We start from the raw sequence: 13062 nt of genomic DNA, 5'->3' as shown, positions 1-13062 counted from the left end.
ATGGCCGTCTTCCGCTCCACGCCCCGGCCGCCGAGGAGCCCGGCCGCCGAAGGACGTCCGCCCCTAGGGTCCTTCCGCGGCTACCGGCTCACCGTACCGCCCGTGTCCGGGATTCTCCGGCCCCGGCTGGTGGCGCTGTGCGCGCTGCTCGCCGCCGCCGTCTTCCTCCTGTTCTGCTGGGGACTGTCGATCGGCGACTACCCGATCGCCTTCACCGATGTCGTACGCGCCCTGACCGGCTCCGGCGACCCGGCCACCGTCCTGGTGGTCCGGGAGCTCCGGCTGCCGCGGGCCCTGGTCGGCCTGCTGGCCGGGATCGCCTTCGGCGTCTCCGGTGGCCTCTTCCAGACCATGACCCGCAATCCGCTCGCCAGCCCGGACATGATCGGCCTCACCCAGGGCGCGGGCACCGCCGTGGTGGCGGGCATCGTGCTGGGCTGGGACGGCGGGCTCGGCACCCAGACGCTCGGACTGCTCGGCGCGCTCGTCACCGCGGTGGCCGTGTACGCGCTCGCCTGGCGGCGCGGCGCCACCGGCTACCGGATCATTCTGGTGGGCATCGGGGTGGCCTGGATCTGCACCAGCGCCACCGACTACCTGATGGCCAAGGGCGGCCGCTTCCAGGCGCAGGCCGCCCTCGGCTGGCTGGTGGGCAACCTCAACGGCCGGACGTGGTCCCAGACCGTGCCGCTCGTCGCCGCCCTGGCGGTGCTGCTGCCGACGGCGCTGCTGCTGGGCCGGCTGCTGCGCACCCTGCAACTCGGTGACGACGTCGCCACCGGCCTCGGCACCCGGGTGCAGCCGGTGCGGCTCGCCGTCCTGCTCACCGGCGTGGGGCTGATCGCCTTCGCCACTGCGGCGGCCGGCCCGGTCGCGTTCGTGGCGCTCGCCGCACCGCAGATCGCCCAGCGGCTGGCGGGCACCGCCTGGCCGCCCACGGTCGCCTCGGGGCTGGCCGGGGCGCTGATGGTGCTCGGCGGCGACCTCATCGCCCGCACCCTGATCTCCGGCACGGAGCTGCCGGTGGGAATCGTCACCGGCGTGCTCGGCGCGCCCGTCCTGCTCTGGCTGCTCGTCCGCGCCAACCGCGCGGGCTCAGGAGGTTGATCCATGTCGGCTGATCCCCTGTCGGCGCCCGACCCGGACCTGCGGGCGAGTGGTCTGCGCCTGGCCTACGACAACCGGCCGGTGGTGGACGGCCTCGACCTGGCCGTACCCCCCGGCCGGATCACGGCCATCGTCGGCGCCAACGCCTGCGGCAAGTCCACCCTGCTGCGCGCCCTGGCCCGGCTGCTCGCGCCGCGCGGGGGCGCCGTCCACCTCGACGGCCGGGATCTGCGCTCCATCCCGACCAGGGAGCTGGCCCAGCGGCTGGGCATCCTGCCCCAGAGCCCGGCCGCGCCGGACGGGCTGACCGTCATCGACCTGGTGGGGCGCGGCCGTTCACCGCACCAGACGTGGTGGCGGCAGTGGTCGAGCGCCGACGAGCAGGCCGTTCACCGGGCGCTGGCCGCCACCGGCATGGCCGAGCTGGCGGACCGGCCGCTGGACGAACTGTCCGGCGGCCAGCGCCAGCGCGCCTGGATCGCCATGGCGGTGGCCCAGGGCACCGCGGCGCTGCTGCTGGACGAGCCGACGACCTATCTGGACCTGGCGCACCAGATCGATGTCCTGGACCTGGTCACCGACCTCAACCGGCGGGAGAGCCGCACCGTGGTGATGGTGCTGCACGACCTCAACCAGGCCTGCCGCTACGCCGACCACGTGGTGGCCATGAAGGCGGGGCGGATCGTCGCCGAGGGCGCCCCCGCCGAGGTCATCACCGCCGAGACGGTCGAGGACGTCTTCGCCCTCAGCTGTCAGGTCGCCCCGGACCCGGTCAGCGGCACCCCGATGGTCATCCCGATGGGGCGCCACCACCGGGAGCGCCGGATATCGACTTAGCGCCGGCCTGGTGGCTGGGGACCGAGTCCGCCTCCTGGGGTGGGCCACCGAGTGCGCGGCCCGCGGCCGCACACCCACCACGCACCGTCACGGCACCGACCCGACCGACCCGACCATGAAGGACCACTGATGCGCGGCTCTTTGAGAGGCACCCGGCTCGCCGCGGTACTCGCCTCCGTACTGCTCCTGTTCGGCACCGCCACCGCCTGCGGCTCCGGGGAGGACTCCGGGACCGACGACGGGAAGCCGGCCGCCTCGGGCGGCGCCTTTCCGGTGACCATCGCGCACAAGTACGGCAGCGCCACCGTCAAGAGCGAGCCCAAGCGGATCGTCACGGTCGGGCTGACCGACCAGGACGCCGTGCTCGCCCTGGGCAGGGTTCCGGTCGGTACCACCGAGTGGAACGGCGGATACAAGGGCGCCATCGGCCCCTGGGCCCGGGACGAACTGGGCGACGCGGAGACGCCGACCGTGCTCAAGGACACCGGCACGGGGCCGCAGACGGAGAAGATCGCCGCGCTCCGGCCGGACCTGATCCTCGCGGTCTACGGCGGCCTCACCAAGGAGCAGTACGAGACCCTGTCGAAATTCGCGCCCGTGGTCGCCCAGCCCAAGGAGTACAACGACTTCGGCGTTCCGTGGCAGCGGCAGACCGAGATCATCGGTACCGCGCTCGGGCAGCAGACCAAGGCGAAGGAGCTGGTCAAGGGCGTCCAGGCCGATTTCAAGGCCGCGACCGCCGAGCACCCGGCCTTCGCGGGGGCGGACGCGGTGATGGCCACCCCCTACGACGGCATCTTCGTCTTCGGCAGCCAGGACCCCCGCTCCCGTGTCCTCACCGATCTCGGCTTCACCCTCCCCGCCGACCTGGACAAGGTGATCGGTGACGAGTTCGGCGCCAACATCAGCAAGGAACGCACCGATCTGCTGGACACCGACGCGATCGTGTGGATCGTCGCCGACCCGGCCGAGGACGAGGCCAAGCTCGGCAAGAACCCCCTCTACGCCGATCTCAAGGTGGCCGAACAGGACCGCGAGGTGTTCGTCAAGGAGTCCAGCGACTACGGGAACGCCATCTCCTTCGTGACAGTCCTGAGCCTGCCGTACACGCTCGACCGGCTGGTCCCGCAACTGGCCGCCGCGGTCGACGGCAAGCCCGCCACCAAGGTGACACAGCCCGCGTCCTGACCGCGACGGGCGCCTGCCCGGCCTCGTCGGGGCGAGGCCGGGCAGGGTTCCCGGGGGTCCGGGCGGATCACCGAACGGCGTCCGCGTGCTCCTCGGCCCGGTCCGCTTCCGCCACCGGCCCCTCCTCGCGGTGCTTTCCCGCGGCCTTTCGGGCGGGCAGGACCGCGACGACGATCAGGGTTCCTACGGCCATGATGGCGGCGCCGATGAGGCTGGTGTGGGCGACGGCGTGGGCGAAGGACTCATGGACCGCGTCGACCAGGGCCTGGGCCTGCTGGGGCCCGCCGCCGGGGTTCTTCGCGACCTGCTCGGCGACGGCGAGGCCGCCACCCGCCGAGTCCTTGGCGATGTCCAGCGCGGCGGCCGGGAGGTGGCCGCCGACCAGGTCGGTCAGCTTGTCGCGGTAGGCGGTGCCCAGCAGCGAGCCGAGGATCGCGATGCCCAGGGAGCCCCCGAGTTCCAGCGCGGTGTCGTTGGCACCGCCGCCGACGCCCAACTCCGACTCGGGGAAGGAGCCCATGACGGTGTCGGTGGCCGGGGCCAGGCTCAGGCCGATGGCGAAGCCGAGCAGCAGCAGCGGCGCCAGGAAGTCGGTGTACGTCGAGCCCGACTCGATCCGCGTGAGCAGGAAGACGCCCGCCGTGCCGATCGCCATGCCGGTCCCGACCACCGGCTTCACGCCCAGCTTCGGGGCCAGCCGGCCGGTCACCGCGGCGCCGGCGAAGACGGCTCCGGCCAGCGGCAACAGTCGGATGCCGGTCTCCAGCGCGTCGTAGCCGAGGATGAACTGGAGGAACTGGGTGGCGTAGTAGATCGAGCCGAAGGTGCCGAAGAAGAAGAACAGCACCGCGAGCATCGAGCCGCTGAAGGCGCGCTCCTTGAACTTGCGCACGTTCAGCATGGGGTGCGGGTGGCGCAGCTCCCAGGCGGCGAAGGCAAGCAGGCCGACGCCGGCGACCACGGCCGCGGTGACCGGGCCGACGCCCCACCCGAAGTGCGGACCCTCGATGGTCGCGTAGACCAGGCTGCCGACGGAGACGATCGAGAGCAGACCGCCGACGTAGTCGATCCGGCCCATCTTCTCCGCCTTGGACGGCGGCACCAGGAGCAGCGCGCCGACGACGCCGAGGACCGCGACGGGGACGTTCATCAGGAAGGTGGAGCCCCAGGCGTGGCTCTCCAGAAGCCATCCGGCAGCCAGCGGGCCGGCGGCGATGGCGAGGCCGGAGGTGGCGCTCCAGGCCGTGATGGCCTTGGCGCGCTCCGCCCTCGGGAAGATCGCGACGAGCAGGGAGAGGGTGGCCGGCATCACGACGGCGGCGCCCACACCCATGATCGCGCGGGCGGTGATGACCAGGTTGGTCTCGTCGACCAGGCCGCCCATCACCGAGCCGCCCGTGAAGATCAGCAGGCCCAGGATCAGCGCACCGCGGCGGCTGTACTTGTCCCCGATCGAACCCAGTACGAGCATCAACGCGGCGTACGGGACCGTGTAGCCGTCGATGACCCACTGAAGGTCACTGCTGGACAGGCCGAGATCCCGGGTCATGTCGGGCGCCGCCACGATCAGTGACGTGTTCGCCATGACGACGATCAGCAGGCTCAGGCACAGCACCAGCAGGGCCCACCAGCGCCGTGGATAGGGCGCCGTCATCTTCTCGGCCGGTGTGTTGACGAAGAACGGCATCGGAGCTCCTCAGTGCGTAGCGGCGGCTACGGGTACGCGCGGATCGGCGGGAGCAGTGCGAGCACGGCCACGGCACCGCGGGCAGTTATTTGCTCATCGATGTGCAGACTAGTTTGTTGCCCATCGACGTGCAAATATTGAGCCGCCCTCTCCCGTCGACCGGAGGTCCGACATGACCAGCACGCATGTCACGGGGGGCGAGCGCCGCCGGACGCGGCACACCCGGGCCCGCATCCTCGAGGCGGCACGGCAGGAGCTCGGCCGCGATCCCGACAGCAGCCTCACCGACATCGCCGAGGCCGCCGGCGTGGTGCGCCGCACCGTTTACGACCACTTCGCCGGCCGGCCGGCGCTGATCGAAGGGCTCGCCGCGGACGCCGCTGAGGCGCTGAGACGCGCCCTCGCGGGTGTGGCGGCCCCGGACCCCGACCCCGTCACCGCCATGGCGCGCTTCGTCCTGGCCCTGTGGCCCGTCGGCGACCGCTATCGCATGCTGCTGAGGCTCGCGCCCCAGGACCTGGGGACGGAACGCGCGAACGAAATCCTCTCCCCCGCCCGCGACATGGCGACGGCGATCATCGAGCGCGGGCAGCAGCAGGGCGTCTTCCGGACCGGCGTCCCGCCCGCGCCGCTGAGCAGAGCACTCGAGAGGCTTCTGCTGGCACTCCTGGAGTGCGTGAACACCGGGACCTTGAACGACGACGGCACACGCACCGCGACGGCCGCCCTGATCGCGGTGGGCGCGGACGGCCGCCTCGCCGTCGCCCGGGTCCAGGGACTCGGCCGTACGGAGCCCGTCGGCGCCTAGGTCAGCCGTCGGAGGCTTCGGCTCGCAGCTCCGACGCCATGTCCTCGACGATCGCGGTCGCCGACTGATCGGACACACCCGCCGCGACCAGCGTGGCCACCGCGGTGCGCGTCCCGTCGTCCTCCCACGTCCCCGCGTTGACGCTCTCCAGCAGCGAGAGGGTCAGGGCCTCCAGGGCGGCGCTCAGCACCGCCGCGGGCAGGTGGTCGTGGAACACGCCCGCCCCCTGACCTCGCTCCAGGATGGCGGTGGCCTCGTCGCGGGCCGGGGCGAGGATCTCGGACACCCGTTCCGTGCCCAGGTCCTGGCGGGCGAGCGCGAGAAGCAGCCGGTAGCGGTCGCCGACGGGCCAGATCGACAGCACGAACCGGGCCAGGGCCCGCTGGGGCGTCTCCTCGGCGCCGGGCGCCCGGGTCACGACGCCGCGCAGAGCCTCGGACGCCTCCTCGGCGAGGGCGTCCAGCAGGGCCGCGCGCCCCGGAAAGTGCCCGAAGAGCGTACGGCGGACCACCCCGGCGGCCCGCGCGATCTCCTCCAGGGTCACATCGGGGTTCCGGCCGAGCTCCTCCCGGGCGGCGGCCAGGATGCGGGCCCGGTTGGAGCGCGAGTTGCGCCGCATCGGTTCGCGGACGGTGGCGCGGACGGCAGGCTTGGGCAAGGCACTCATCCCTCGTCAGTCGAGCTCGGGCAGCGGGCGCCGAGCGACGTCGCGGGCGCCCCCCGGCGGGACGCCCGGCATGTGCGGCAGCATCTCGGCGGGGTTCGACGCGGCCTCGTCACCGTCGAGTTCCGGGGAGGCGAACCGCAGCTCCACCAGCGCCGGCAGGGAGCCGCCCAGGGGGCAGCGCCACGGTCGGGTCGGCGACGGTGAACCGGCCGGAGGCGACACCGGCCTCCAGGTCACGCAAGGCGCGCGGGACGCCGCTCGAAACGGTTGCGGGACGGTGCTGACGTCGGCATACGTGTGAGTCTAGCAACGCGGGCTTCGACGTCACAGTTCTGGTGATTTCATCACCTTTCCCTGTTTTCCGGCGCCGCTGAGGGCCGGAACGGTCTTCTCCGGGCGGGCGAGGGAGCGGGCCGCGAGGCGGAACTGGGCGAGTTTGTCGACGATGGTCCGGCCGGCCGGGGTGTGGCCCCAGACGCTGATGCCCTGGTGCGTGCTGGGCTCCCAGGTGCTCTCGTCGATCACGAGGGGGTTCCAGCCGACCTCCCACTCGAAGCCCGAGGGGGTGCGGGCGTAGTACGACAGCTCCTTGTCGTTGGTGTGCTGACCGACGGACAGGGCCATGTCGAAGCCCAGTTCATGCACCCGCTCATAGCTGCGAGCCAGGTCGTCGAGGCCGGCGGCCTGGATGTTGAGGTGCTGGACGCGGGTGTGGACCGGGTCGATCGGCAGACCGCGGACGGCGGCGATCGCGAGGGAGTGGTGGCGCTCGTTGACGCGCAGGAAGCGGATCCTGAGCTTGACGCCGCTGATGGTCTCGTCGATGCAGTCGGTGAGACGGGCGTCGAAGACGGTGCTGAAGTAGCCGCGCATCAGGGCCGGTCTGGCCGAGGTGATCGCGACATGGCCCATGCCCGAGTCACCCGTGATCCATCCGGACGCGAGCATCCGCAGGGGTTCCGGCGAGACGACCGGCGTGGTGTAGATCTCCTGGGTGAGGCCCTTGGGCCCGGGGAACCGCAGCAGGCGTTCGACTCCGCGTGTCCTCGCCTCCTCGGCACTGCCCTCCACGACGGGGACGCCATGGGCGCGTACCCGGGCCTCGATCCGCTCGAGGGTCGCGTGGTCGTCGAGGTGCCAGCCGGTGGCGACGACGTCCTCGGCAGGTCCGCACCGCAGCAGGAAACGGCATTCCTGGTCGTCGAGGCGGAAGCGCATCAGGCCGGCGTCGAGGTCGTCGTGGTGCATGCCGATGGCGTCGGTGCCGAAGCGGCGCCAGTCGGCGAAGCGGTTGGTCTCGATGACGAGGTAGCCGAGATGGACCGCGCCGAAGACGGACGGGGCGTCGTACGTGCTCACCGGCGGCCTGCCAGGAAGTCGGCGCACATCCGGTTGAACAGCTCGGCGTGCTCCCACTGCACCCAGTGGCCGGTGTTCGCGACCATGTACAGGTCGCAGTTGGGCATGCGCCCGGCCAGCATCCGGCCACCGCTGGACCGGTTGACCCTGTCCGCGGCACCCCACAGCACGAGGGTGGGCACGGACAGCCGGGCGAGCCGGGCATCTCGGGTGAAGTCCATCTTCCACAGGGTGCGCAGCGCCTTCGGGCCGGAGGGGCGACGCAGCGGCGGATTCGCGATGACCTCGGGGTCGATGCTGTCCCGGTAGCGGGCGTCGATGATCTCGTCGGGCACCTGGGCTGCGTTGAAGACGAGGTAATCGCGGATGAACTTCTCCAGTTTCAGCCGTGACGGCCCTTCGCCGGTGTAGTAGTTCAGCAGGCTGCTGAGGCCCGGCGTCGGCACGAACAGACGGGTGGTGCCGACGCCACCGGGGCCCATCAGCACCATGCGGCCGACCCGGTCGGGGGTGTCCAGGGCCAGGCGCAGCGCGCAGGCGCCGCCGTAGGAGTCGCCGACGAAGTGGGCCTTGTCCAGGCCGAGTCGGTCGAGCAGGCCGCGGACGTTGTCGGCGAGGTAGCCGAAGGGGTCGGTGCCGTCGACGCCCGTGGTGCTGCGTCCGTACCCGGGCAGGTCGGGCACGATGACCCGGTACTTCTGGGCCAACTCGGCGATGTTACGGCTGTAATTGGAGACGCCGGAGGCGCCGGGGCCGCCGCCGTGCAGCAGCAGGACGGGCGGGCCGTCACCGGTCTGCGCGACGAAGATCTTCTTGCCGGCGATGTCGAGCAGCGACTCCTGCATCGGCGGCGGTGCGGTGTGCGCGGTCATCGTGGTCGGTCCTTACGAGGTGGTCGAGACGGACGTGCGCGGTGCGAGGGCGAATCCGGCCGGGGGCGGCGGGAGCGGGGCGCCGGCGGGCGCGGCGGCTAGAGACTTCCGCGGCTTCTACTTCGACACCGCGCTCTCCTCCAGTCCCGCCGCCCTGCCCACGCTGTTCGCCTTCGCCCGCCCCGGCCATGTCCTGTTCGGCAGCGACTGGCCGTTCGCGCCCGCCGCCGCCGGCCAGTACTTCACCAACGGCCTCGACAGCGGCGTCGGCCCCGGCACCCTCTCGGCCGTCAACCGCACCAACGCCGAAGCGCTCTTCCCCCGCCTGGCCGGCGCCCCCACACCTGCTCCGGCCCGTCCGCTCCCGGTGCGCCTGCGCCAGTCCGCGCAGCGGGCCGGCGCCCGCCTCTTCTTCAAGCTCATCCAGCCCGGGACCAACTGAGAGCCCCTCACCACCGGCTACGGGGAGTTCACGCCCGTGGCGGCCTCCTGCTCCTCGTAGGCCGAGCCGTAGGCCGGGCCGGAGGCCGGACCTCAGGCCTCGGCCTTGATCTTCTTCATGGCGAGGTGGGATGTGATCCGCTGGACACCGGGCAGACCGGTCAGCTTCCCGGTCACAAAACCCTCGTAGGCCGCGTGGTCGGCAACGGCCACGCGGAGGAAGTAGTCGGGGCGGCCGAACATCCGGTGGAAGTCCACGACCTCGTCGTATCCGGCCACCGTGTCCTCGAACGTCTCGATGGTCTTCTGGTCGGTGGCGTACACCTCGACCTCCACCCACACCTGGAGGCCACGTCCGAGGGCGACGGGGTCGACGACCGCCCGATAGCCGACGATGACGCCGGCCTCCTCGAGACGCTTGACCCGGCGCAGACAGGGCGCCGGGGTCAGGCCGACCCGTTTCGCCAGCTCGAGATTGGTCAGCCGACCATCCTGCTGGAGTTGAAAGATAATTGCGCGATCGACAGCATCTAGTTGCGATTGATTGCCCATGATCGGATCCTAACGCCACTATTGGCAATCAAAATGCCCGATTTTCCTTCTATCATTTCTCATATGCGAGAACTGACTGTCGCAGAACACTCCACCCTCCCCCATCCCGCCCCGCCTCCCGGTGCCGCCTCCGACCTCCGGTCCGCTCTCAAGGACTCGGGCTCCGTGGGCCTGGGACTGGTGCCCCTGGGGCTCGCCTTCGGAGTGTGCGTGACCCAGTCCGGTCTCGACTGGTGGTGGGCGAGCGTGTTCACCAGCCTGATCTACGCCGGATCGTTCGAGTTCCTGCTGGTCGGCCTGCTGGGCGCGGCGGCGCCATTGACGACGATCGCCCTGACCGCCTCCCTGGTGAACGTCCGCCACGTCTTCTACGCGCTGTCCTTCCCCCTGGACCGTGTACGGGGCGGACTCGCCAAGGCCTACAGCACCTTCGCCCTCACCGACGAGGCCTACGCCCTGACCACCGGCGAGCGGGCACGTTCCTGGTCCGGGCGGCGCGTCATCTGGCTCCAGGGCTTTATGCACCTGTACTGGGTCGGTGGGGCCACCGCCGGCGCCCTGCTCGGTTCGCTCATCCCCGACGGTGTCACCGGGCTCGACTTCGCCATGACCGCCCTCTTCGCCGTGCTGGCCGTCGACGCGGTGCGCGAGCGGCGCGGCGATCTGCCCACCCCCCTCCTGGCGCTGCTGAGCGCACTGGTGGCGCGGCTGGTCCTGCCCGGTCAGCTGCTGTTGGGCGCCTTCGCCCTGTTCACCACCGCGCTTCTGGCGCGCCACGCCATCGCGCGCAAGGGGGCCTCACATGCCTGATCCCCTGTACGTCCTCCCGGCGGTCGCCCTCTCCGCCGCCGTCACCTGGGCGCTGCGCGCCCTCCCCTTCACCCTCCTGGCACCCCTGCACGCCAGCCGGACCATCCAGTACCTGAGCACCCGCATGCCGGCGGGGGTCATGGTGATCCTGCTCGTGTACTGCCTGCGGGACGTGCCGATGAGCGCGTCCGGCGCGGTGGCCCCACTGGTGGCGCTCACCGCCACGGTCGGCCTCCACCTGTGGCGCCGCAGCGCCCTGCTGAGCATCCTGACAGGCACGGCCGCCTACGTCGCCCTCACCAGCACTGTCTTCGCAAGCTGACGACTTCGCAGGCCGAACCATTGAAGCTCAGATCAGAGAAATTAAGCTTTACGCGTTGACGCCTTAAAAAACTCAAGATAAAAATGAATCAACAGCATGCCGCCGAGAACAGGGGAGCCGAGGGTGGACTGGCAGGAACTGACGGACCTGACGCAGGGGCAGCCGTTCGTGGTCGAGCGGATCCGGCTGGTCGGCAGCGGCGTCGCGGTCGAGGGTCAGTTCGAGCCGCCGCAGCTGGCACAGCTCGGCGTCGACGACCAAGTGTTCGTCGCCGCGTTCGTACGGTCGCACGGTTCGATCAAGGAGATGGAGCGGATCTTCGGGGTGAGCTACCCGACGATCAAGTCCCGGCTGAGACGGATCGCCGAGCACCTCGATTTCGTCGACACCGACCCGGCGCCCACCAGCGCCGACGTCATCGACCGCCTACAGCGGGGGGAGATCAGCGCCCAGGAGGCGCTGGCCGAGCTGGAGAGGTCCCGATGATCCCGCAGCTGGTCACGGTACGCCGTCGCCGTCCCGACGGCCGCTGGCGGCGGCTGTACGTCCCGGTCCTGCCGGTAGCGCTGGTGTTATCGCCGCTGCTGCTGCTCGCCGTGGTGGGCGGAGTGGTCGCATGCCTCGCGACCCAGGTGAGCCCGGTGGGCGCGCTGCGCGGCGCCGGGCAACTGCTGTGGGCGCTGCCCGGCACCCGGTTCGAGATCGACCAGGGCCGAACAGCCGTGCTGGTAAGCATCAGATGAGCCCGAGGGGAAGAGCAACGATGAACGAGCAGCGCCGCCAGATCCTGGAGATGCTGGCCGTGGGAAAGATCACCACGGACGAGGCCGAGCGGCTGATGGACGCCCTCGAACGAGAACAGCCCGAGTCGCCGCCGGGAGCCACGACCCGCCCCAAGCGCCGGCCCAAGTACCTGCGCGTGGTGGTGAGCTGGGCGGACTACGGCGACGGGCCGGGCCACATCAACGTCCAGGTGCCGCTACAACTGCTGCGCGCCGGGGTCCGGCTCACGAGCCTCATCCCTCCCCAGGCGGTCACCAAGGTCAACGCGGAGCTGCACAAGTCAGGGGTACCGATCGACCTCGCCGAGCTCAAGCCGCAGCACCTCGAGGAGCTCGTCGAGCACCTCGACGAGGTCACCGTCGATGTCGACGACCCCGGCGGAAAGGTGCAGGTGTTCTGCGAGTGACACCGCCGCGGTCTCGGCCGTCCTCGACATCCCCGCGAGACACGTCCGGTTCATCGCGGCCGACCGGGCCGACACCACGGTCGAGGTCCTGCCCGCGGACGCCCTGAAGGGCCGCGACGTGAAGGCGGTGGAGCAGACCACGATCGATACGGCGACGGCGTCCTGTGGATCGAGGCCTCACCGGCGAAGAACCGGATCCTCGGCAGCTCCGGATCCATGTGAGGTGACCATCCAGCTGCCCGCCGGCTCGGCGACCTCGCCTTCGAGGGCACGCAGGGGCTCGGTCAAGTTCTACGAGGCCGCGAGCGCCCGCCTCACTCTCCTCGCCGGCAACGTGTCGGTCGACCGCCGGGACGGCGGCCCCGCGGAGATCAACACCCCAAAAGGCGACATCCGGATCGCCGAAGCCGTGCGCGGCACGGTCGTACCGTGCACCCAGGCCGACGACGTGTCGGGCGACGCCGCCCGCGGAGTCTCCGCCTCCCTGGACGCCGTCACCACCGTTGGCCTGAATGTCCACGCGACCACCGCCCACGGCAACGTCGGCATCGTTCGCGCCCATACCTGAGCACCGGCCCCGCCAACTCACGCACTCCCCCCGTCACTTCTGCCTTCGAATAGGAGGGCCTCATGCCTTCTTCTGTCATGCCCACATCCAGTCGGGGCGATGGTCCCCAGTCGCCGGCCGCCATCTCCACCGTCGGCCTGCGCAAGTCCTACGGCGACAAGACCGTCCTCGACGGCATCGATCTGCACATCCCGGCCGGGTCCGTGTTCGCGCTGCTCGGGCCCAACGGCGCCGGCAAGACCACCGCCGTGAAGATCCTCTCCACGCTCATCTCAGCCGACGGCGGACAGGCGCAGGTCGCGGGGCACGACCTCGCCACGTCACCGGACGGGGTGCGTGCCGCGATCGGTGTCACCGGGCAGTTCTCCGCCGTCGACGGCCTGATCACCGGCGAGGAGAACATGCTCCTCATGGCAGACCTCCACCACCTCTCCAAGCGCGAGGGACGGCGGGGCGCCGCCGAACTCCTGGAGCGGTTCGACCTGGTCGAGGCCGCGAAGAAGCCCGCCTCCACCTACTCCGGCGGCATGAAACGCCGCCTCGACATCGCCATGACCCTGGTCGGCAACCCACGGATCATCTTCCTCGACGAACCCACCACCGGCCTCGACCCACGCTCCCGCCACAACATGTGGCAGATCATCCGCGAACTCGT

Annotated in this window: 15 protein-coding genes and 3 pseudogenes; 12 read left to right on the top strand and 6 right to left on the bottom strand. The window is 70.9% G+C overall.

The genetic code is table 11. From position 1 onward, the window contains the following. From ACH4S9_RS31465 to ACH4S9_RS31455, 3 genes are all read left to right on the top strand, one after another. Positions 1–1107: a FecCD family ABC transporter permease gene (locus ACH4S9_RS31465; protein WP_398374929.1), complete on the top strand. Its 1107-nt coding sequence runs from the start codon at positions 1–3 to the stop codon at positions 1105–1107. Between the two features lie 18 nt (positions 1108–1125). Next, a complete protein-coding gene (locus tag ACH4S9_RS31460; RefSeq protein ID WP_394816745.1) occupies positions 1126–1944 on the top strand; it encodes an ABC transporter ATP-binding protein in 819 nt (272 codons plus the stop codon). A gap of 129 nt (positions 1945–2073) precedes the next feature. Continuing rightward, positions 2074–3132 (top strand): iron-siderophore ABC transporter substrate-binding protein, encoded by a 1059-nt coding sequence (locus ACH4S9_RS31455; protein WP_398374927.1) that lies wholly within the window; start codon positions 2074–2076, stop codon positions 3130–3132. 67 nt (positions 3133–3199) lie between these two features. On the opposite strand, the gene ACH4S9_RS31450 is transcribed toward ACH4S9_RS31455, so the two are convergent. Beyond that, entirely contained in the window at positions 3200–4819 is a 1620-nt protein-coding gene (locus ACH4S9_RS31450; protein WP_398374926.1) for an MFS transporter, read from the bottom strand. A gap of 172 nt (positions 4820–4991) precedes the next feature. On the opposite strand from ACH4S9_RS31450, the gene ACH4S9_RS31445 reads away from it, so the two are divergent. Next, positions 4992–5627, top strand: coding sequence for a TetR/AcrR family transcriptional regulator (locus ACH4S9_RS31445; protein ID WP_398374924.1), 636 nt, complete (start codon positions 4992–4994; stop codon positions 5625–5627). A 1-nt stretch (position 5628) separates the two neighbouring features. Here ACH4S9_RS31445 and ACH4S9_RS31440 read toward each other — a convergent pair whose 3' ends face one another. The 4 genes and pseudogenes from ACH4S9_RS31440 to ACH4S9_RS31425 form a co-directional block, all read right to left on the bottom strand. Further along, the gene (locus ACH4S9_RS31440; RefSeq protein ID WP_398374923.1) at positions 5629–6294 is read right to left on the bottom strand and encodes a TetR/AcrR family transcriptional regulator; all 666 of its coding nucleotides are present in this window, start codon (positions 6292–6294) and stop codon (positions 5629–5631) included. A gap of 6 nt (positions 6295–6300) precedes the next feature. Further along, a pseudogene (locus tag ACH4S9_RS31435) lies at positions 6301–6541 on the bottom strand (TetR/AcrR family transcriptional regulator); the annotation flags it as partial. Between the two features lie 77 nt (positions 6542–6618). Then, complete coding sequence (locus ACH4S9_RS31430) at positions 6619–7653, bottom strand: VOC family protein (RefSeq protein WP_398374921.1); 1035 nt, start codon at positions 7651–7653, stop codon at positions 6619–6621. Further along, a complete protein-coding gene (locus tag ACH4S9_RS31425; RefSeq protein WP_398374919.1) occupies positions 7650–8525 on the bottom strand; it encodes an alpha/beta fold hydrolase in 876 nt (291 codons plus the stop codon). Before ACH4S9_RS31425 ends, ACH4S9_RS31430 begins: the two co-directional genes overlap by 4 nt. A gap of 103 nt (positions 8526–8628) precedes the next feature. Between ACH4S9_RS31425 and ACH4S9_RS31420 the strand changes: the two are divergent. Next, positions 8629–8967: pseudogene (locus ACH4S9_RS31420) on the top strand (amidohydrolase family protein); the annotation flags it as partial. 92 nt (positions 8968–9059) lie between these two features. Here the strand turns inward: ACH4S9_RS31420 and ACH4S9_RS31415 are convergent. Next, entirely contained in the window at positions 9060–9518 is a 459-nt protein-coding gene (locus tag ACH4S9_RS31415; RefSeq protein WP_311723903.1) for an Lrp/AsnC family transcriptional regulator, read from the bottom strand. A gap of 165 nt (positions 9519–9683) precedes the next feature. Here ACH4S9_RS31415 and ACH4S9_RS31410 point away from each other — a divergent pair, with 165 nt between their 5' ends. The 7 genes and pseudogenes from ACH4S9_RS31410 to ACH4S9_RS31380 all read left to right on the top strand — a co-directional run. After that, on the top strand, positions 9684–10328 hold the full coding sequence (locus ACH4S9_RS31410) for an AzlC family ABC transporter permease (RefSeq protein ID WP_398375208.1): 645 nt from the start codon (positions 9684–9686) through the stop codon (positions 10326–10328). Continuing rightward, positions 10321–10650, top strand: coding sequence for a branched-chain amino acid transporter permease (locus ACH4S9_RS31405; protein WP_398374917.1), 330 nt, complete (start codon positions 10321–10323; stop codon positions 10648–10650). The genes ACH4S9_RS31410 and ACH4S9_RS31405 overlap by 8 nt, the downstream gene beginning before the upstream one ends. 123 nt (positions 10651–10773) lie before the next feature. Then, positions 10774–11136 carry a DUF2089 domain-containing protein gene (locus ACH4S9_RS31400; protein WP_311723901.1) on the top strand — a complete coding sequence of 121 codons (363 nt, stop codon included), beginning with the start codon at positions 10774–10776 and terminating at the stop codon, positions 11134–11136. Next, the gene (locus ACH4S9_RS31395) at positions 11133–11393 is read left to right on the top strand and encodes a hypothetical protein (protein WP_311723900.1); all 261 of its coding nucleotides are present in this window, start codon (positions 11133–11135) and stop codon (positions 11391–11393) included. The genes ACH4S9_RS31400 and ACH4S9_RS31395 overlap by 4 nt, the downstream gene beginning before the upstream one ends. Positions 11394–11413: 20 nt before the next feature. Beyond that, positions 11414–11839: an SHOCT-like domain-containing protein gene (locus ACH4S9_RS31390; protein ID WP_398374915.1), complete on the top strand. Its 426-nt coding sequence runs from the start codon at positions 11414–11416 to the stop codon at positions 11837–11839. Then, a pseudogene (locus ACH4S9_RS31385) lies at positions 11796–12407 on the top strand (hypothetical protein). The gene ACH4S9_RS31390 and the pseudogene ACH4S9_RS31385 overlap by 44 nt, the downstream one beginning before the upstream one ends. A 77-nt stretch (positions 12408–12484) precedes the next feature. Then, a partial coding sequence (locus ACH4S9_RS31380; protein ID WP_398374913.1) for an ABC transporter ATP-binding protein occupies positions 12485–13062 on the top strand: 578 nt, incomplete at its 3' end.

Origin of the sequence: Streptomyces sp. NPDC021225 (assembly GCF_044332865.1) — a bacterium.
Lineage (GTDB): Bacteria > Actinomycetota > Actinomycetes > Streptomycetales > Streptomycetaceae > Streptomyces.
The sequence above is the reverse complement of the archived record's forward strand: the minus strand, read 5'-3'. Positions and strand labels throughout refer to the sequence as shown.